This is a genomic window from Sulfitobacter sp. PM12, assembly GCF_045586035.1.
GTDB classification, from domain to species: Bacteria; Pseudomonadota; Alphaproteobacteria; order Rhodobacterales; family Rhodobacteraceae; genus Sulfitobacter; species Sulfitobacter pontiacus.
On record NZ_CP151529.1, the window covers coordinates 265071 to 282140 of the forward strand.

The 17070-nt window shown below is 61.6% G+C and carries 18 protein-coding genes; 6 read left to right on the plus strand and 12 right to left on the minus strand.

The window, feature by feature from the left end:
- Nucleotides 1-3: 3 nt before the first annotated feature.
- Complete coding sequence (locus tag AADW22_RS01235) at nucleotides 4-1182, plus strand: ABC transporter permease (protein WP_168592350.1); 1179 nt, start codon at nucleotides 4-6, stop codon at nucleotides 1180-1182.
- Nucleotides 1183-1261: 79 nt separating this feature from the next.
- Here AADW22_RS01235 and AADW22_RS01240 read toward each other — a convergent pair whose 3' ends face one another.
- From AADW22_RS01240 to dapD, 8 genes are all read right to left on the minus strand, one after another.
- Complete coding sequence (locus AADW22_RS01240) at nucleotides 1262-2521, minus strand: lytic murein transglycosylase (RefSeq protein ID WP_407474086.1); 1260 nt, start codon at nucleotides 2519-2521, stop codon at nucleotides 1262-1264.
- A 122-nt stretch (nucleotides 2522-2643) separates the two neighbouring features.
- A complete protein-coding gene (gene rnr, locus AADW22_RS01245; RefSeq protein ID WP_407474087.1) occupies nucleotides 2644-4923 on the minus strand; it encodes a ribonuclease R in 2280 nt (759 codons plus the stop codon).
- 3 nt (nucleotides 4924-4926) lie between these two features.
- On the minus strand, nucleotides 4927-5529 hold the full coding sequence (locus AADW22_RS01250; RefSeq protein WP_407474088.1) for a TIGR04282 family arsenosugar biosynthesis glycosyltransferase: 603 nt from the start codon (nucleotides 5527-5529) through the stop codon (nucleotides 4927-4929).
- Nucleotides 5526-5948, minus strand: coding sequence for a GNAT family N-acetyltransferase (locus AADW22_RS01255; RefSeq protein WP_005850535.1), 423 nt, complete (start codon nucleotides 5946-5948; stop codon nucleotides 5526-5528). The genes AADW22_RS01250 and AADW22_RS01255 overlap by 4 nt, the downstream gene beginning before the upstream one ends.
- Complete coding sequence (dapE, locus tag AADW22_RS01260; protein WP_037965521.1) at nucleotides 5945-7090, minus strand: succinyl-diaminopimelate desuccinylase; 1146 nt, start codon at nucleotides 7088-7090, stop codon at nucleotides 5945-5947. The genes AADW22_RS01255 and dapE overlap by 4 nt, the downstream gene beginning before the upstream one ends.
- A 139-nt stretch (nucleotides 7091-7229) precedes the next feature.
- Nucleotides 7230-7568 carry a hypothetical protein gene (locus AADW22_RS01265; RefSeq protein ID WP_005850537.1) on the minus strand — a complete coding sequence of 113 codons (339 nt, stop codon included), beginning with the start codon at nucleotides 7566-7568 and terminating at the stop codon, nucleotides 7230-7232.
- A gap of 61 nt (nucleotides 7569-7629) precedes the next feature.
- Nucleotides 7630-7884 carry a GlsB/YeaQ/YmgE family stress response membrane protein gene (locus AADW22_RS01270; protein ID WP_005850538.1) on the minus strand — a complete coding sequence of 85 codons (255 nt, stop codon included), beginning with the start codon at nucleotides 7882-7884 and terminating at the stop codon, nucleotides 7630-7632.
- A 61-nt stretch (nucleotides 7885-7945) separates the two neighbouring features.
- Nucleotides 7946-8773, minus strand: a complete 828-nt coding sequence (gene dapD, locus AADW22_RS01275) for a 2,3,4,5-tetrahydropyridine-2,6-dicarboxylate N-succinyltransferase (RefSeq protein ID WP_005850539.1) — start codon at nucleotides 8771-8773, stop codon at nucleotides 7946-7948.
- A 152-nt stretch (nucleotides 8774-8925) separates the two neighbouring features.
- On the opposite strand from dapD, the gene AADW22_RS01280 reads away from it, so the two are divergent.
- A complete protein-coding gene (locus AADW22_RS01280) occupies nucleotides 8926-9777 on the plus strand; it encodes a TIGR00730 family Rossman fold protein (RefSeq protein ID WP_407474089.1) in 852 nt (283 codons plus the stop codon).
- Nucleotides 9778-9791: 14 nt separating this feature from the next.
- Here AADW22_RS01280 and AADW22_RS01285 read toward each other — a convergent pair whose 3' ends face one another.
- The 3 genes from AADW22_RS01285 to AADW22_RS01295 form a co-directional block, all read right to left on the minus strand.
- Nucleotides 9792-10004 (minus strand): hypothetical protein, encoded by a 213-nt coding sequence (locus AADW22_RS01285; protein WP_005850541.1) that lies wholly within the window; start codon nucleotides 10002-10004, stop codon nucleotides 9792-9794.
- 190 nt (nucleotides 10005-10194) lie between these two features.
- Nucleotides 10195-11370: a 23S rRNA (adenine(2503)-C(2))-methyltransferase RlmN gene (gene rlmN / locus AADW22_RS01290; RefSeq protein ID WP_037942562.1), complete on the minus strand. Its 1176-nt coding sequence runs from the start codon at nucleotides 11368-11370 to the stop codon at nucleotides 10195-10197.
- A gap of 192 nt (nucleotides 11371-11562) precedes the next feature.
- A complete protein-coding gene (locus AADW22_RS01295) occupies nucleotides 11563-12093 on the minus strand; it encodes an invasion associated locus B family protein (RefSeq protein WP_005850544.1) in 531 nt (176 codons plus the stop codon).
- A 179-nt stretch (nucleotides 12094-12272) separates the two neighbouring features.
- Between AADW22_RS01295 and AADW22_RS01300 the strand changes: the two genes are divergently transcribed.
- Entirely contained in the window at nucleotides 12273-13253 is a 981-nt protein-coding gene (locus AADW22_RS01300) for an asparaginase (protein WP_407474090.1), read from the plus strand.
- Nucleotides 13254-13315: 62 nt separating this feature from the next.
- Here AADW22_RS01300 and serB read toward each other — a convergent pair whose 3' ends face one another.
- Entirely contained in the window at nucleotides 13316-14191 is an 876-nt protein-coding gene (gene serB, locus AADW22_RS01305; protein WP_407474091.1) for a phosphoserine phosphatase SerB, read from the minus strand.
- A gap of 252 nt (nucleotides 14192-14443) precedes the next feature.
- On the opposite strand from serB, the gene pcaF reads away from it, so the two are divergent.
- Genes pcaF through paaB form a run of 3 tightly spaced genes read left to right on the plus strand, consistent with a single transcriptional unit; the run spans nucleotide 14444 to nucleotide 17019 of the window.
- Nucleotides 14444-15646: a 3-oxoadipyl-CoA thiolase gene (gene pcaF, locus AADW22_RS01310; RefSeq protein WP_407474092.1), complete on the plus strand. Its 1203-nt coding sequence runs from the start codon at nucleotides 14444-14446 to the stop codon at nucleotides 15644-15646.
- Nucleotides 15647-15676: 30 nt separating this feature from the next.
- Nucleotides 15677-16669 (plus strand): 1,2-phenylacetyl-CoA epoxidase subunit PaaA, encoded by a 993-nt coding sequence (paaA, locus tag AADW22_RS01315; protein WP_037942555.1) that lies wholly within the window; start codon nucleotides 15677-15679, stop codon nucleotides 16667-16669.
- 5 nt (nucleotides 16670-16674) lie between these two features.
- Nucleotides 16675-17019, plus strand: coding sequence for a 1,2-phenylacetyl-CoA epoxidase subunit PaaB (gene paaB / locus AADW22_RS01320; RefSeq protein ID WP_407474093.1), 345 nt, complete (start codon nucleotides 16675-16677; stop codon nucleotides 17017-17019).
- Nucleotides 17020-17070 lie beyond the last annotated feature (51 nt).

Below are 17070 nucleotides of genomic sequence, written 5' to 3' on the forward strand. Positions count from 1 at the left end.
ATCATGGTCGCACTCACACCTATCTCCCGCAAACCCGTCGGTTTCTATGTACCGGTTGTCGCCGCAGCAGGCGCCTTTGCCGGGCTCTTTGTCGGCACCGCCCAAGGCAGCGGACTGCTGGGCATCCTGATCGGAGCCCTCTCCATGGGGGCGCTGGCCTTTGTGCTGACGCAGTTGATCAAGAACGAAACCATCGCCCGCTGGACCTCTGTCATTCTGCTGGCGGTGATCGGCTTTATTCTGGGCGGCGTGCCCATGCTCGTACTGGGGACGATCTTCGGCTGGTTCTTCGGCTGGTTCAGCTTCTGGCTCTACGAGGGGCGCTACCGCGCCAAGGTCGCGCCCTATCTAACCCCGGGTCAGGTGCTTTGGCACTTTGCCTTCCGCATCATTTGCGGCGCGATCCTTGTGTTCCTGATCACACCGATCCTCGTGGTCATGCCACTTAGCTTCAACGCCGAGAACTTCTTTACCTTCACCCCTGAAATGCTGCGTTTCGATCCCGAAGGGTATTCGCTGCGCCACTACAAAGACTTCTTCAGCAGCTCCGCATGGCAAGGTGCCGTCTGGAACTCGATCAAGATCGCCCCGGCCGCGACCCTTCTGTCGGTCAGCTTCGGTACCCTCGCGGCGATTGGCCTGAGCCAGCAGCACGTGCCGTTCCGGCGCGCGATCATGGCAATCCTGATCTCGCCCATGATCGTCCCACTGATCATCTCGGCGGCGGGCATGTACTTCTTCTACAGCCGCGTCGGCCTGCAGGGCACATATGTCGGCGTTGTTCTGGCCCACGCGGCCTTGGGCATCCCCTTCGTCATCATCACCGTCACCGCGACACTGGTGGGCTTTGACCGCTCTCTCACCCGCGCGGCGGCGAATATGGGGGCCAATCCGGTCACGACCTTCTTCCGCGTGCAAATGCCGTTGATCCTGCCGGGCGTGATCTCGGGCGGTTTGTTCGCCTTCATCACCTCGTTTGATGAAGTCGTCGTGGTGCTCTTTGTCGGGTCTGCGGGTCAAAAAACGCTCCCGTGGCAGATGTTCACAGGCCTGCGCGAACAGATCAGCCCCACGATCCTTGCCGTTGCGACGATCCTCGTGGTCATCTCGATCTGCCTGCTGACCGTGGTCGAACTGCTGCGCCGCCGCTCCGAACGGCTGCGCGGGATGTCACCCGGCTAAGCCGCTTCCAAATGGTTTAAAATCCTCGCCGAAGGCACGCGCCGGACCGAAAGGTCCGGCGCGTTTCATTTACGCCAGATTATTCCGCCGCGGCTGCGCGCAGCGCCTCCAACAATCGGGGGGAGGCATAGCCGTCAGGCACAAGCCCCTGCGACAATTGGAAATCGCGCACCGCATTGATGGTCAGCGGGCCGATCTTGGCGTCGATCTGGACCGTATCAAACCCCTGCGCCGTCAACTGCGTCTGAAGCTCGATCCGTTCGTCATAGGTCAGCGCGCGGTCTTGCACCGGCCAGCTGGCCTCGATCGGCCCGCCCCCGGCGATACGGTCCGCCAGATGCCCCACACCGATCACATAGGCATCGGCCGAATTATAGCGTTCGATCACCGCGAAATTGGCATAAATTAGAAACGCCGCGCCCTCTGCCCCACCGGGCAAAAGCAGGGACGCAGGGCCGTGATCCCCCAGCGATCCTGTCACAGGGCGCACCCCAAGCGCACGCCATTCCGCTGCCGTTTTCAGGATATCCCGCCCCGCCAGAAGATAGTCGAACCCCTCGGGCAGCCGTACCTCGACACCCCAAGGCTGCCCTTGAACCCATCCGAAATGCTTGAGATACGCCGCAGTAGAGGCAAGCGCGTCACGTGGATCATCGCTCCAGATATCGCGTTTGCCATCGCCGGTGAAATCCTCGGCATATTGCTGGAAGGACGAGGGCATGAACTGCGTGTGACCCATCGCACCAGCCCAACTGCCCTGCATCCTCGCGGGCGTGGTATCGCCCGCCTGCAAGATCCGCAGCGCGTCCAGCAGCTCCCCTTCAAAGAACGCCCGCCGCCGTCCGTCATAGGCCAATGTCGCCAGCGAGCTGAGCACCGGATCGCTGCCCCTAAAGGTGCCATAGGCGCTTTCCAGCCCCCAGATCGCGGTGACGATCTCTTTCTCGACGCCATAGCGCGTTTCGATCTGGGATAGCGCGTCGGCCTGCTCGGCCAGCGCCTTCTTCCCGTTGGTGACCCGTAGATCAGAGGTCGCGGTCTCCAGATAGGCCCAGATTGTTTTGGTGAATTCGGATTGGTTGCGGTCGCGGCGGATGACCTGCGGGTCATAACGCACGGTCTGCATCGCGCGGTCAAAGACCGCACCGTCTATCCCTGCGGCCAAGGCACGCGCACGGAAGGCGGTCACCCAGTCCTGCAATCCTGCCGCGTTGCCCGGCTTTTGCACAGCCGCGGGCGGGCGCGCAGTACCCTCGGCCCCCGCAGCGATCACACCTGTGGCACCCGTCACCGAGAGTGTCACCCCGCCAACCAATACGCCAATTTTCAGCAGTTCCATTCCCGCGCCCCTCCCAGCATCACGCCGCAAGCCTAGCGTCAAACGCCGCGCCCAGAAAGGCGGAGTTGCCCGCTGTGCGTGTTACTGCCTGCCTGTTCCTGCCTCGTGTTCCCGTTCTGGGGTCAGCGTCGTGTGCGTTTGACCTTGCGTTTCACCTTATCCGCCTTGCGCTTGGCTTTGACACCCTTGCGCTTGGGGTTGGTGCGGCCCGCAGGGCCACCGCGTCCGCGCCGCGCCCCTTGGCCGCCCTTGGGCAGGGCGTCACCCTCAAGCGTCAGCAGCTCCAGCGCGATGCCCCCGGTGACCGGGACCGCCTCTGACAGGCGCACGGTGACACGCTGCCCGACAGAGATGATCATGCCCGTATCCGACCCCATCAGCGTGCCGGCCTCTTGGTCGAAATGGAAATACTCGCGCCCCAGCGACCGCATGGGCAGCAGCCCGTCGGCCCCGGTTTCGTCCAGCTTCACAAAGGCTCCAAATCGCGCCACGCCGCTGATCCGGCCCGAGAATTCATTGCCCACACGTTCCGACAGATAGGACGCGAGATAGCGATCGGTGGTGTCACGCTCTGCCATCATCGACCGGCGTTCCGTGTCCGAGATATGCGCGCCGGTCTGTTCGATATCCTCGATATCATGCTGGCTTAGCCCGTCGTTGCCCCAGCCATGTGCAGTGATCAACGCGCGGTGCACGATCAGATCCGCGTAGCGCCGGATCGGAGAGGTGAAATGCGCGTAGGACCGCAGCGCCAGACCAAAGTGCCCGATATGCGCGGGCCCGTAATAGGCTTGCGTCATCGACCGCAGGGTCGACAGGTTGATCAGCTCTGCATCATCCGTACCCGCCGCATCGTTCAGTAGCTTATTCAGATGGCGCGTATGCAGCACCTGTCCCTTGGCCAGCGTATAGCCCGCCGCCTGCGCGGTTTCGCGCAAGGCGTCCAGCTTGGCGGGAGAGGGTTCTTCGTGGATGCGATACAGCAGCGGCGTTTTCTTGGACAGCAGAGTCTCGGCGGCGGCGACATTGGCCAGCACCATGAACTCTTCGATCAAGCGGTGCGCATCCAGCCGGTCCTTGAAATTCACCGACTTCACGGTGCCGTCCTTGTCCAGCTCGATCCGCCGCTCGGGCAGGTCAAGGTCCAGCGGCTGACGCTCGGCGCGGGCAGCTTTCAAGGCAGCATAGGCGGCGTAGACCGGTTTTAGCACAGCATCCAGCAACGGGCCGGTGCGGTCATTGGGGGCACCGTCAATCGCGTCCTGCACCTCTTCGTAGTGCAGCGAAGCGGGAGAGCGCATCAGCCCGCGATGGAAGCTATGGCCGATCTTGTTGCCCGCCGCATCCAGCACCATGCGCACAGCGATACAGGCCCGCGGCACGCCTTCGTGCAACGAACACAGATCCCCCGACAGGCGGTCGGGCAGCATCGGCACAACGCGGTCGGGGAAATAGGTGGAATTGCCCCGTTTGCGCGCCTCGCGGTCCAGCGCAGAGCCGGGGGTGACATAGGCCGCCACATCGGCAATCGCGACCCAGACGACATGGCCGCCCTCGTTCTTGGGGTCTTCGTCAGCATGGGCATAGCACGCGTCATCATGGTCCCGCGCGTCCGACGGGTCGATGGTGATCAGGGGCAGGTCGCGCAGATCCTCGCGCCCTTTCAGGCCCACGGGTTTCGCGGCATCGGCCTGCGCCATCACGTCGTCAGGAAAGTCGTCGGGGATACCATGCTGGTGGATCGCGATCAGGGACACAGCCTTGGGTGCCGACGGGTCCCCCAGACGTTCAACGATACGCGCCCGTGGCGATCCCATGCGCGCCTTTGGTCCGGCCTGCTCCGCCTCGACCAGCTCGCCATCCTTGGCCCCGTGGGTCGCGTCTCCGGGCACCCACCATTCCTTGTCGGACCCTTTGTCGATGGGCACAATGCGCCCGCCCTCTGTGGTCTTGCGGAAGATGCCCAAGACCCGCTGCGGGTTCGCGCCAATGCGGCGGATCAGCCGCGCCTCGTAGTGGTGGTCTTGCGCCTGTACCAGCGTCAACCGCGCCAGAATACGGTCGCCGGCACCCAAGGCCGGGTCAGAGGCACGGGGGATCACCAGCACCACGGGCTCCACGCCTTCGCCCTGCCACTCCATCGGTTTGGCAAACAGATCGCCATCCTTGTCCGGCCCCGTGACCTGCAACACAGACACCGGCGGCAAGCGGTCAGGGTCCTGATAGCTGCGCTTGCGCTTTTCCAGATGGCCTTCGGCCTCCAGCTCTTTCAGCACGCGTTTCAGATCGATCCGGGCCGCCCCCTTGATGCCGAACGCCTTGGCGATGTCACGCTTGGCGGTCAGAGTGGGGTTTTCGGCGATCCAGTCTAGGATCTCGGGCTTTGAAGGTATTTTGCTCATGCTTCACGAGGTAGCACGCGCACCCCGCTTCGTCATGGGCAAATCGTCGATTGTATCCACGTCCCGCAATGTGGCGACCTGTGCGATGCGGTGATCGGCCAGCGTGGCGACGGTATCGGCCAGCGCATGCTCCGTGGACCAGCGGACGTTTTCAAACAGGCGCGGCGGCACGGGGCGGGCGCGTTTCAGCCCGACCAGCCAATAGCCCCCGTCCGGTGCAGGCCCGAACACCGCGTCATGCGACCCGAGCGCGCGAAACGCATCGGCCACCCGCGCCGCGGTCACACCCGGAATATCCGCCCCGATGACGCAGACCGGCCCCGCGGGCGCAGCACGCAGCATACGACCCATACGATCCCCCAGATCACCGCGCCCCTGCGGCCAGCGCGGCAGATGCGCGGGCCAGACACGGCTGGACAGCCCCGCCCGATCCGGCGCGACCGCCAGCACCACCTGCCAGCGCGGGTCTTGCACACGGCGGATCAACGCGCGGGTCTGATGCCGGAACCACCACGCGGCAGCGGTCATGCCCAAATCACGGCCAAGCCGCGTCTTGACCCGCCCCGGCAGCGGCTCTTTCACCATGATGACCAGTGTGCGGTTCAAAGCGACAGCACCATCTCGCGATGATCAATGCCGGCGTCGTCAAAGACCGGCCCCTGCGCCACGAACCCCAGCTTTTCGTAGAACCCCAAAGCATGCAACTGCGCGCCGAGCTTCACGAAGCGCACGGCAGGATCCTTGCGCGCCTCGTCTACCGCCGCGCGGATCAACGCCGCGCCAAGCCCCGTACCGCGGTGGGATTTGATCACACATACGCGCCCGATCTTGGCTGTGTCTCCTTTGATATGCATCCGCGCCGACCCGATCGGCAGCTCTTCCTCGGTGGCAAGGAAATGCGTCGCGTCGTCATCGCGGTCGTCCATTTCATCGGCTTCCGACACGTTCTGCTCTTCGATAAAGACGATCCGGCGCAGCAGGTGACAGCTGGCGAGGTCTTCGGTCACGGCGATATGGGCGGTCATGCGAAATAGTCCTTCAGGATGCGGGTATAGATGGATTTGAGCTGGTGGATCTGCGCCACCTCGACGTTTTCGTCGACCTCGTGCATGGACTGACCAACCAGCCCGAATTCAACCACAGGGCAATGGTGCTTCATGAACCGCGCATCCGACGTCCCGCCAGAGGTGGACAGTTCAGGCGTCACCCCCGTCTCTGCCTGCACCGCTTTGGACACCAGATCAGACAGCTCACCCGGTGGCGTGATAAAGCTCTCGCCCGAAATCTTGACCTTTAGCTCGACCTGCACGCCAAAACTGTCGCGGATCGCGGCGGCCTGTTCCTCCAGCCAAGTGGTCAGGCTAGCGCCCGAATGCTTGTCGTTAAAACGGATGTTCACCGTCGCGCGGGTTTCAGCCGGGATCACATTGGTCGCAGGGTTGCCGGTATCGACGGTGACAATCGCCAGCGTGGAGGGATCGAAATGGTCCGTCCCCTCGTCCAGCTGATGCGAGGCAAGCTGATCCATCAGCCGCATCATCGCAGGCATCGGATTATTGGCGCGGTGAGGATAGGCCGCATGGCCCTGTTTGCCGATCACGCGAAAATGCGCGTTCAGCGATCCGCGTCGCCCGATCTTGATCATCTCGCCCATTTTGTTCGGACATGTCGGCTCCCCTACCAGACAAACATCCATCCGTTCGCCCGCCTCTTGCATGTAATCCAGCAAGGCGCGGGTGCCGTCGATGCCTTCGGCTTCCTCGTCACCGGTGATTGCCAGCACGATGGACCCATCCGGGGGCGTATCGCGGACAAAGTCGATGGCCGCGGCGGTAAAGGCTGCCACACCGGATTTCATATCGGTTGTGCCGCGCCCGTACATGATGCCGTCTTTGATCTCTGCGCCGAAGGGCGGCATAGTCCAATCGGCCTCGTTCCCGATGGGCACGACATCGGTGTGACCGTTAAAGCCAAAGCTGCGGGTGTTACCCTTGTTGCCCCAACGCGCAAAGAGGTTCTTGATCCCGCCACGGTCCGCCCAGGCACAATCAAACCCCGCCTCGGTCAGCAGATCGAACAGCACCTCTTGCGCGCCCCCATCTGCGGGGGTGACCGACGGGCAACGCACCAGTTTGGCGGTCAGGTCTACGGGATCGATGCTGGACATATGAGGGCTCCTTCGGCGTGTGTCGCGGTGTCGTCCTACATTTGTGGGGAAAATGCACCAAAGCCAAGGGGCAGCGCGGAAATACACAAAGCGGTGAGCCACATAGCCCACGCCAGCGCTGCAAAGCCGCGCAGGAACCTTAGTCGAAGAAAGGCGTCATCTGCGCAATAATGACAGAGTTTTCATCCAGCGCCCGCGCCATCAAGGCCCGTTCGTCTTCGTCAATCTCGTGGCCTTCGGCCTCGCGGTCGGCAATCGTGCCATATCCGGTCACGTCCAGCGGGTTGGTATCGGCCTGTTTCAGGATGGCGACCGTCTCGCGCACGGCTTCCGCTTCGTCGATACCCGAGGCAAAGCACATCAGCGCAGCGCCCGTCGCCTTGTCCGGCAGGCCGTCGCCCTCTTTTCGGCCGATCTCGACCAGCAGCGTATAGACCTGCTGGCGCGACGGTTTCTTGGGTTTCTTCTGGTCAGACATAAAAAGGGCCACCGCATTAAGATGCGGCAGCCCTATCGTGTTCTGTGTCGTCTGAAAAGGGTCAGCTACGTCCGCGTACCAAACGTGTGACCCAAATCAACAGGCAGGCCCCGATGACGCCGACGACCAGTTGACCAATCCAGCCACCCAAGGTCGCACCGACGATTGTCATCAGCAGGAAGTTGGCAACGATCGCGCCAATGATCCCCAGAATAATGTTCATGATCAGCCCCATATCGGACTTCATGATCTTTTCCGCGATCCAACCGGCCAGACCACCGACGATTATTGCTGCGAACCAACCCAGACCTGTCATTTCAAATTCTCCATAAATCTTGTTTCATAGAGTGAACTCACAGGTCTGTGAAAAGGTTCCCTTAGTCGCGCAGCAGCTCGTTGATTGAGGTTTTGGAGCGGGTCTTTTCGTCGACGCGCTTCACGATCACGGCGCAATAAAGGTGCACACCGTTCTTCGACGGCATGGACCCCGCCACAACGACCGACCCCGCCGGCACTTCGCCATAGAAGACTTCGCCGGTTTCACGGTCGAGGATCTTGGTCGACTGGCCGATGTAGACCCCCATCCCCAGAACGGAGCCTTCGCGGACGATACAGCCTTCGACCACCTCGGAACGCGCACCGATAAAGCAGTTGTCTTCGATGATTGTCGGGCCGGCCTGCATGGGCTCGAGCACGCCACCGATGCCAACGCCACCCGACAGGTGGACGTTCTTGCCGATCTGCGCGCAGGACCCGACGGTCGCCCATGTGTCAACCATTGTGCCGCTGTCGACATAGGCACCAATGTTCACAAAGGACGGCATCAGCACGACGCCCGGCGCGATATAGGCCGATTTGCGCACGACACAATTGGGCACGGCGCGAAAGCCTGCCTCTTTCCAGTCGGCATCGTTCCATCCTTTGAACTTGCTATCGACCTTATCCCACCAGCCGCTGCCCTGCGGGCCGCCGTCTTGCTGTTCCATATCCTTGATGCGGAAGCCCAGCAGGACCGCTTTCTTAGCCCATTGGTTCACATGCCAGTCGCCGTTCTCCATCTTTTCGGCAACGCGCAGCTTGCCGCTGTCCAGCGCGGCCAGCGTGTCTTCGATCGCGTCACGTGTTTCACCGGTGGTGGCCGAAGTGATCGTGTCACGGGCGTCCCAGGCGGCTTCGATGGCGGTTTCAAGTTGGGCGTTCGACATGGGTGTAGCTCCGGCGAATGAGGGTCAAATGTTGCGCTTGGCTATACAGTCGTCGGGGCTGTGGTGCAATGACGTCGGATGGCGTGGTCATTTGCGGCAAAGGCAGGCATGTTGCAGCAAAGGGCACCCGTCGCCCGCACAGACCGGAGAGTATGATGACCGAATCCAAACGCCACCCCTTGCGCATGGCCGGCGACGACCGCGCTACCGCGCAGGATGTACCCGACACGCCGCAAACGCGCGCCCCGGCATACCGGCTGGCCTTTACCGATGACGACTTCATGTGCCGTCAGGAGTTGCGCCCCGTCCGGCTGCAACTGGAATTGCTCAAGCCCGAGATGGAGCTGGACGCCCATGGTGTGAAATCCACCATCGTTCTGTTCGGCGGCGCGCGTATTCCCGCCCCTGCCCATAAAGACAAGGCCCGCACCAAGACACTGGCCGATCTGTCCCATTTCTATGACGAGGCCCGCGAATTCGCGCGGCTGATGACGCTGAAATCGATGGAGAGTGACGGGCAAGACAACGTGATCGTCACTGGCGGTGGCCCCGGCGTGATGGAGGCAGGCAACCGTGGTGCCGTCGACGCCGGCGGGCAATCTATCGGGCTGAACATCGTTCTACCCTTCGAACAGGCCCCGAATGAATATGTCACACCGGAGCTGTGCTTTAACTTTCACTACTTCGCGATCCGCAAGATGCATTTCCTGATGCGCGCGCGGGCGATCTGTGTCTTCCCCGGCGGCTTTGGCACGCTGGACGAAATGTTCGAAACGCTGACCCTGATCCAGACAGGCCGGATGAGCCGTGTGCCGTTCCTGCTGTTCGGCCGTGCCTTCTGGGAAAAGATCATCAACTGGGATGCGCTGGCAGACGCGGGCACGATCTCTGATCAGGATCTGGACCTGTTCCAATTCGTTGAAACCGCCGACGAGGCGATGAAGCTGATCGAGAACTGGGATACAGCCCCCGCCCGAGAGGAAGTCCCCGGGCGTTCAAAATAAAGACCCCGGTCAGATCAGGCGCAAAGATCGGCCGGAAGCACACAGACTTCAACGTGATGCGGCAGCGTTTCCAGAACGGACCCGTGGTCCGTGTCACGTACCCCATAGCCATACCCGGCCAGTCGATGTTTCCATTCGCGGTAGGACAAGGCGCTTTCGCGTTCGCGGGTCACAAGCGCCAGTACATCGGCAGTGATAAAGGCGTCGTTCTTGATAATAACAGTCATCGCAGTATCGCTCCTGATTGTGTTGTCGATGGAAACAATATTCTGGGCGATCATGACTTAATTTCTGCTTAAATGTGGCAGGCCCAAGGTCATTTCAGGGTGACCCCGCCACAATCAAACGCCTTGAAATGCAAACAGCCGCCCCAATCGGGACGGCTGCATCGTGGATTTCACGTTGAATTAAGGGCAGTTACATCCCCGCGTCAGCCTCGATCTGCTTGCGGGACTTGCGTTCACGCTCTGTCGCCGATTTCAACTGACCGCAGGCCGCCATGATATCTTCACCCCGCGGTTTACGCACGGGCGAGGCGTAGCCTGCCTGATACACGATCTCGGAGAACGCGCGGATGCGGTTGTTCGACGACCGCTTATACGGCGCGCCGGGCCATTCGTTGAACGGGATCAGGTTGATCTTGGCGGGGATACCGCGGATCAATTCAATCAGACGATGCGCATCTGCGTCTGAATCGTTCACTCCATCCAGCATGACATATTCAAACGTGATCCGTTCAGAGTTGCTGACCTTGGGGTAGGCCCGCAGCGCCTCGATCAGCTCGGCGATGTTCCAGCGTTTGTTGATCGGCACCAGCTTGTTGCGCACCTCGTCCGTGGTGGCGTGGAAAGATACAGCCAGTTGGCAGCCAATCTCTTCGGCGGTGCGCGCGATCTCCGGCACAACACCGGAGGTCGACAAGGTGATCCGGCGGCGCGACAGCTGGATCCCCTCGGGGTCCATCGCGATCTTCATCGCGTCGCGCACGTTTTCAAAGTTATACAGCGGTTCGCCCATGCCCATCAGCACGATGTTGGACAACAGCCGCGGCGCATCGGTCAGCGTACCGGGCACGGGCCATTCGCCCAGATCATCCCGCGCCACCATCACCTGCCCGATAATCTCGGCCGCGGTCAGGTTGCGCACCAGCTTTTGCGTGCCAGTGTGACAGAAGGAACAGGTCAACGTGCAGCCGACCTGAGAGCTGACGCACAAGGTGCCGCGCCCCTCTTCGGGGATATACACCACCTCGACCTCATGGCCGCCCGCGATGCGCACCAGATATTTGCGCGTGCCGTCTTCGGACACCTGTTTGGTCACGACCTCGGGCACCTCGATCACGAACTTCTCGGCCAGTTCGGCACGGAAGGCTTTCGACAGGTTGGTCATATCGGCAAAATCGCGGGTGCCCCATTGATAGATCCACTGCCAGATCTGCCCCACACGCATCTTCGCCTGTTTCTCCGGCGTGCCTTCCGCAATCAACGCGGCGCGCATGGCATCACGGGTCAACCCGACAAGGTTCACCGGCCCCTCCGCCTGCTTACGCGGAATGGTCATGACATCTTGAGTAATCGGCGCGGTCGCAGACATGGGGATTCTCCGGTGTGCAGGGGTTTGAGCGCTCTATATAGGGATTTTTCCCTAAATCAAAAGGAAACGCCGCATTGCTGGGCCGGGCTGAGTGCATAGCTTCGCCCGTCATGGCCGCTTTATCGACCAAACCCTTGGTATGAAAAAGCCCCGCCAATGGCAGGGCTTTGCGATCAGTTCAGGCGGAAAAACCTAGCCGCCGCAGCGTTTGGCCGCATCTTCAACCGCAGCCGTGAACCCCAGAAGCGAGAACGTGTCCTCGGTCTGCGTCCCACGCCCGGAACGGCCCGTCAGCTTTGCATCCGCGCCACGTTTCATCGCGGCGATGATCTTGTTGTCGTCCTCGGTGGTCGCAGGCCAGGCCCATTCGCCTTCGGTGAACAGCTCGAACGTGGTGCCGCCGATGTTCATGTTGACCGTCGACCCCGAAGCAAAGGGATAGCCGCCGGTAAAGGCCACCTGCCCCTTGGCCCCCGCGCTTGGACGGTAAAAGACCATCAGCAGGGTCTGGCCGCGGTTCACCGCCACAACGCGACCATCGCGGGAGTTCACGGATTCTTTTGGCGTGGACACGCCCCAGCATTCGGTCGGGTTGTCTTCGACGAATACGCTCCAGTCCGTCTCTGCTGCCACGCGGTTCGTGCTTTGCGCTTGCGCGAAAACGCTGCCTGCGCTCAGACCCGCCAGCGCCGCCGCAAAACCAATCGTCCTAAAGTTCATCATCTACCTGGGCCTCCAGCCGCCATTAACCTCAACATCACAACAATTCCCCAATGGCAGCCCTTCGGGAGGCGCTCTTGATCAAAGGAACTGTATTTCTCTCGTCAACAAGCATAATAACGGCAAACAGGCGACACACGAAACCCTGATTGGCAGGAATTCGCCAACGAAAAGGATAATTCATGACCCAAGCAGCCCCCTTCGCTGAAATCTGGCGTGGTCCGTTTCTGGAAAGCGTGCATTCGGGTCATGCGGTGGTCTGTGACAGCAGCGGTCAGATCCTGCAGGCTTGGGGCGATCCCGACACGGTGATCCTGCCGCGCTCCTCTGCCAAGATGATCCAAGCGCTGCCCCTGATCCAGTCCGGTGCCGCCGATGCCTACGGCCTTGGGCCCCAACATCTGGCGCTGGCCTGCGCGTCCCATCAGGCGGCGGATTTGCATGTGGGCATCATCTCTGACTGGCTCAAGACGTTGGGGCTGGACGACAGCGACTTTCGCTGCGGCACGGCAGTTCCCGGTGACGAGGCCGCGCGCAATGCACTGGTGTGTTCTGACACCCAGCCTTGCCAGATCCACCATGAATGTTCCGGCAAACACGCGGGCTTCTTGTCGGTCAACGCCCATATGGGCGGCGGCGCGGATTACGAAAAGCCGGACCACCCCGTGCAACGCGCCTGTCTCGAGGCGTTCGAGCGTGTGACCGGCACCACCTCGCCCGGCTTCGGGATCGACGGCTGCTCTGTCCCGAATTTTGCAACTACGCTACACGGTATGGCCCGCGCCATGGCGCATTTCGCCGCTGCTCCTGATGGGTCGGCCGAGGCGCGGCTGCATCAGGCCATGCGCCTGCACCCCGACCTTGTCGCCGGCGAGACCCGCGCCTGCACCAATCTGATGCGCGCGATGAACGGCAAGGTCGCGCTCAAAACCGGGGCCGAGGGGTTCTTCATCGCGATCCTGCCGGATCAGAACATCGGCGTGGCTCTCAAGGCGGCCTGTGGCACCAAGCGCGCGGCCGAATGCGCGATCACCTCGATCCTGGTCAAACTCGGCGCGCTCGACCCGAACCACCCCGAAGCGTTGAAATACCGCAATGCCCCGATAGAAAACCGGCGCGGCATCATCACGGGCACGCTCAAACCTGCCGCTGGCTTTGCGTAACATCGCTTCCAAATGGTTAAAAATCCCGGGGTATGGGGCAGCGCCCCATGCAGTTTGCGCGCCTAGATGACGAATTCGTCCTTGGCGTACCCCTGCACATAAAGCAGCGCCGTCAGGTCGCCAAAGTTGATCCGCACGTCACATTCCGCCGCCACGGCGGGCTTGGCGTGCAGCGCCACGCCCATGCCCGCGCGCGCCAGCATGCCCAGATCGTTTGCCCCGTCGCCCACGGCGATCACGTCGTTCTCTGACAGCCCCAGGCGCGCGGTGATCTGTTCCAGCGCATCGACCTTGGCCTGTTTGCCCAGGATCGGCACACCGACGTCGCCGGTCAGCACGCCATCCGATGCGAGCAGCGTATTCGCGCGGTTCTCGTCAAAGCCAAGCGCCTCTGCCACCGCGGCGGTGAACGCCGTGAAACCGCCCGACACAAGCGCCGCATAGGCACCATTTGCCTTCATTGTCGCGATCAGGGTCTTGCCGCCGGGCATATGGGTGATCCGTTCGGCCAGCACGCGGGTGATCACCGCCTCGTCCAACCCCTTCAACAGACCAACCCGTTCGCGCAGGGCGGCGTTGAAATCAAGCTCTCCGTTCATGGCGCGGGCGGTGATATCTTTGACGCGGTCCCCGACCCCGGCCTCATCTGCCAGCTCGTCGATACACTCCTGCTGGATCATGGTGCTGTCCATGTCCGCCAGCAGCATCTTCTTGCGGCGGCCTTCCGACGGGGTGATCACCAGATCGACCCCCATCCCCTGACATTCGGCCCAGACATCCCAGCGATTGCCCGGCATCCGCTTCATGTCAAAGCCCGCCGCCTCGTCCGGAGCAAGCCAGACCGCATCCCCGCCGCCCCATGCGTTGCGCACGGCATCGACCAGCGACGCCTCAAGCTGCGGGCGTTGAGGAGAGGTTAGAAGGGTCACACTATGCATGGGTCAGGTCCGTTCGGGTCAAATCAGTCTGGGGCGCATCTTGCGCATTGTTTTAACGGGGTTTCCACCCCTGTTCCAGCGCTCCTGCGGGGGAAGGTTGCGCGCCTTGCCCAAGCGGCCCGAACAGACCTCCTTGCGCGTTATCCTGTCCGCCCTTATGTTACAAAATATGCAAACTGAAAAATGTCAGGTAACATTTAAGTTGCGTCGAATCGCGACTATCCCTACGCTCGTCAACCAAGGGAGACTTTCATGGACGCTTTTATTTGTGACGCGCAGCGCACACCCATCGGCCGCTTTGGCGGCGCATTGTCATCGATCCGCGCCGATGATCTGGCAGCGGCACCGATTGCCGCACTGATGGCCCGCAATCCTGATCTGGATTGGTCCAAAATCGATGACGTGATCTTTGGCTGTGCCAACCAGGCCGGCGAAGACAACCGTAACGTGGCCCGTATGGCGGCCCTGCTGGCCGGCCTGCCGGTCGATGTGCCCGGTGCAACGATCAACCGTCTATGCGCCTCTGGCATGGATGCGGTCGGCGTCGCGGCCCGTGCGATCAAGGCCGGCGACATGGATCTGGCGATTGCCGGCGGTGTCGAAAGCATGACTCGCGCACCTTTCGTGATGCCCAAGGCGGAAACCGCCTTCTCGCGCAACAACGCTGTCTATGATACCACCATTGGCTGGCGCTTTGTGAACCCCAAGATGAAGGCGCAATACGGCGTCGAATCCATGCCCGAAACCGGCGATAACGTGGCTACGGATTATGATATCAGCCGCGAAGATCAGGACGCCTTTGCCAAGCGCAGTCAGGACCGCTGGGAAGCGGCGGACAAGGCCGGTGTTTTCGCCGACGAGATCACCCCCGTGTCGATCCCGCAGCGCAAGGGCGACCCGATTGTCTTTGACCGCGACGAACACCCGCGCCCCGGCACCACGATTGACGCGCTGACCAAGCTGCGCCCGATCAACGGCCCCGACCTGACCGTGACCGCGGGCAATGCCTCTGGCGTCAACGACGGCGCGGCGGCGATGCTGATGGCCTCTGAGGCGGCGGCGTCGCAGCACGGGCTGACCCCGATTGCACGCGTTGTCGGTATCTCTGCCGCCGGTGTCGAACCGCGCGTCATGGGCATCGGCCCTGTTCCTGCCAGCCAGAAAGTTCTGGCCCGCGCAGGTCTGACCATCGACCAGATGGATGTGATCGAACTGAACGAAGCGTTCGCGTCGCAAGGGATCGCCACATTGCGCGCGCTTGGCGTGGCGGATGATGCGCCTCATGTGAATGCTAACGGCGGCGCGATTGCCATCGGTCACCCGCTGGGGATGTCCGGTGCCCGTCTGGTCATGACCGCAGCCCTGCAGTTGAAACGCACAGGCGGCCGCTATGCGCTGTGCACCATGTGTGTCGGCGTCGGCCAAGGCGTCGCCATCATCCTCGAACGCGCTTAACGCAATTATCCCCCTGAAAGGATCTGAACGATGTATGCACAGATGATCAAATCCACCGGCCAAGGTGTCAAATCTCTCGAAGAGATGGATCCGCAGGAACGCGCCTTTCAGGAACGGATAAATGCGGGCGGCAAGATCGAACCGAAAGACTGGATGCCGGAGGGGTATCGCAAGAACCTGATCCGGCAGATCGGCCAGCACGCGCATTCGGAAATCGTGGGCCAGTTGCCAGAAGGCAACTGGATCACCCGCGCCCCGACGTTGGAGCGTAAGGCGATCCTGCTCGCCAAGGTGCAGGACGAGGCGGGCCACGGTCTGTATCTCTATTGTGCCGCCGAAACACTGGGGGTCAGCCGTGACCAGCTGACCCGCGACCTTCTGTCGGGCAAAATGAAATACAGCTCTATCTTCAATTATCCGACCCTGACATGGGCCGATATGGGGGCTGTCGGCTGGCTCGTGGATGGGGCCGCGATCATGAACCAGGTGCCGTTGCAACGCACATCCTACGGCCCCTATGCCCGCGCGATGGTGCGTATCTGCAAAGAGGAATCGTTCCACCAGCGCCAGGGCTACGACATCATGATGAAGATGGCGAAGGGCACAGACGCGCAGCGCAAAATGGCACAGGACGCGCTGAACCGCTTCTGGGGGCCTGCGCTGATGATGTTTGGCCCGTCGGACGAAAATTCCGTCCATTCGGCGCAATCGATGGCGTGGAAGATCAAGATGAACTCCAACGACGAGCTGCGTCAGAAGTTTGTCGATGAATGTGTCCCGCAGGCCGAATATCTGGGCCTCAGCGTTCCCGACCCCGATCTGAAGTGGAACGAGGAACGCGGGCATTACGACTTTACCCAGCCCGATTGGGACGAATTCTTTGACGTGCTCAAGGGCAATGGCCCCTGCAATACCGAACGGCTCGCCGCGCGCAACAAGGCGTGGGACGACGGCGCGTGGGTGCGGGACGGTTTGATGGCACATGCGGCGAAGAAACGCGCCGCGAAACTGGCAGCGGAGTAAGCAAGATGAGCAGCCCAGAAGCAAAACCCTACCCCGGCACCCAAGCGGTCGACCACGGCAAGGCGCGCGCCGATGAATGGCCCCTGTTCGAGATTTTCATTCGCGGTCAGCACGGGCTGAGCCATCGCCACGTCGGGTCGCTTCACGCCGCTGACGCCGAAATGGCGATCAAGAATGCCCGCGATGTTTATACGCGCCGCAACGAAGGCGTGAGCATCTGGGTCGTCGAGGCCGCTCATATCGCCGCCTCCTCGCCCGAGGAAAAAGGCCCGCTGTACGAGCCCGCCAACGACAAAGTCTACCGCTACCCCACCTTCTTTGACATTCCAGACGAAGTGGGGGCGATGTGAGCACGGCGAATATAGACCCCAACAAAGGCGATTTGTTCGAATTTCTATGCC

What these genes read in the sequence shown, in the direction of transcription:
- AADW22_RS01255 (WP_005850535.1), bottom strand. Translation starts at nt 5,948, where the DNA reads ATGACCGCCCATATCGCCGTGACCGAAGACCTCGCCAGCTGTCACCTG.
- AADW22_RS01300 (WP_407474090.1), top strand. Translation starts at nt 12,273, where the DNA reads ATGACCCAAGCAGCCCCCTTCGCTGAAATCTGGCGTGGTCCGTTTCTG.
- dapE (WP_037965521.1), bottom strand. Translation starts at nt 7,090, where the DNA reads ATGTCCAGCATCGATCCCGTAGACCTGACCGCCAAACTGGTGCGTTGC.
- AADW22_RS01265 (WP_005850537.1), bottom strand. Translation starts at nt 7,568, where the DNA reads ATGTCTGACCAGAAGAAACCCAAGAAACCGTCGCGCCAGCAGGTCTAT.
- serB (WP_407474091.1), bottom strand. Translation starts at nt 14,191, where the DNA reads ATGCATAGTGTGACCCTTCTAACCTCTCCTCAACGCCCGCAGCTTGAG.
- rnr (WP_407474087.1), bottom strand. Translation starts at nt 4,923, where the DNA reads ATGAGCAAAATACCTTCAAAGCCCGAGATCCTAGACTGGATCGCCGAA.
- AADW22_RS01280 (WP_407474089.1), top strand. Translation starts at nt 8,926, where the DNA reads ATGATGACCGAATCCAAACGCCACCCCTTGCGCATGGCCGGCGACGAC.
- paaA (WP_037942555.1), top strand. Translation starts at nt 15,677, where the DNA reads ATGTATGCACAGATGATCAAATCCACCGGCCAAGGTGTCAAATCTCTC.
- paaB (WP_407474093.1), top strand. Translation starts at nt 16,675, where the DNA reads ATGAGCAGCCCAGAAGCAAAACCCTACCCCGGCACCCAAGCGGTCGAC.
- rlmN (WP_037942562.1), bottom strand. Translation starts at nt 11,370, where the DNA reads ATGTCTGCGACCGCGCCGATTACTCAAGATGTCATGACCATTCCGCGT.
- AADW22_RS01270 (WP_005850538.1), bottom strand. Translation starts at nt 7,884, where the DNA reads ATGACAGGTCTGGGTTGGTTCGCAGCAATAATCGTCGGTGGTCTGGCC.
- AADW22_RS01240 (WP_407474086.1), bottom strand. Translation starts at nt 2,521, where the DNA reads ATGGAACTGCTGAAAATTGGCGTATTGGTTGGCGGGGTGACACTCTCG.
- AADW22_RS01235 (WP_168592350.1), top strand. Translation starts at nt 4, where the DNA reads ATGGTCGCACTCACACCTATCTCCCGCAAACCCGTCGGTTTCTATGTA.
- pcaF (WP_407474092.1), top strand. Translation starts at nt 14,444, where the DNA reads ATGGACGCTTTTATTTGTGACGCGCAGCGCACACCCATCGGCCGCTTT.
- AADW22_RS01295 (WP_005850544.1), bottom strand. Translation starts at nt 12,093, where the DNA reads ATGATGAACTTTAGGACGATTGGTTTTGCGGCGGCGCTGGCGGGTCTG.
- AADW22_RS01285 (WP_005850541.1), bottom strand. Translation starts at nt 10,004, where the DNA reads ATGACTGTTATTATCAAGAACGACGCCTTTATCACTGCCGATGTACTG.
- dapD (WP_005850539.1), bottom strand. Translation starts at nt 8,773, where the DNA reads ATGTCGAACGCCCAACTTGAAACCGCCATCGAAGCCGCCTGGGACGCC.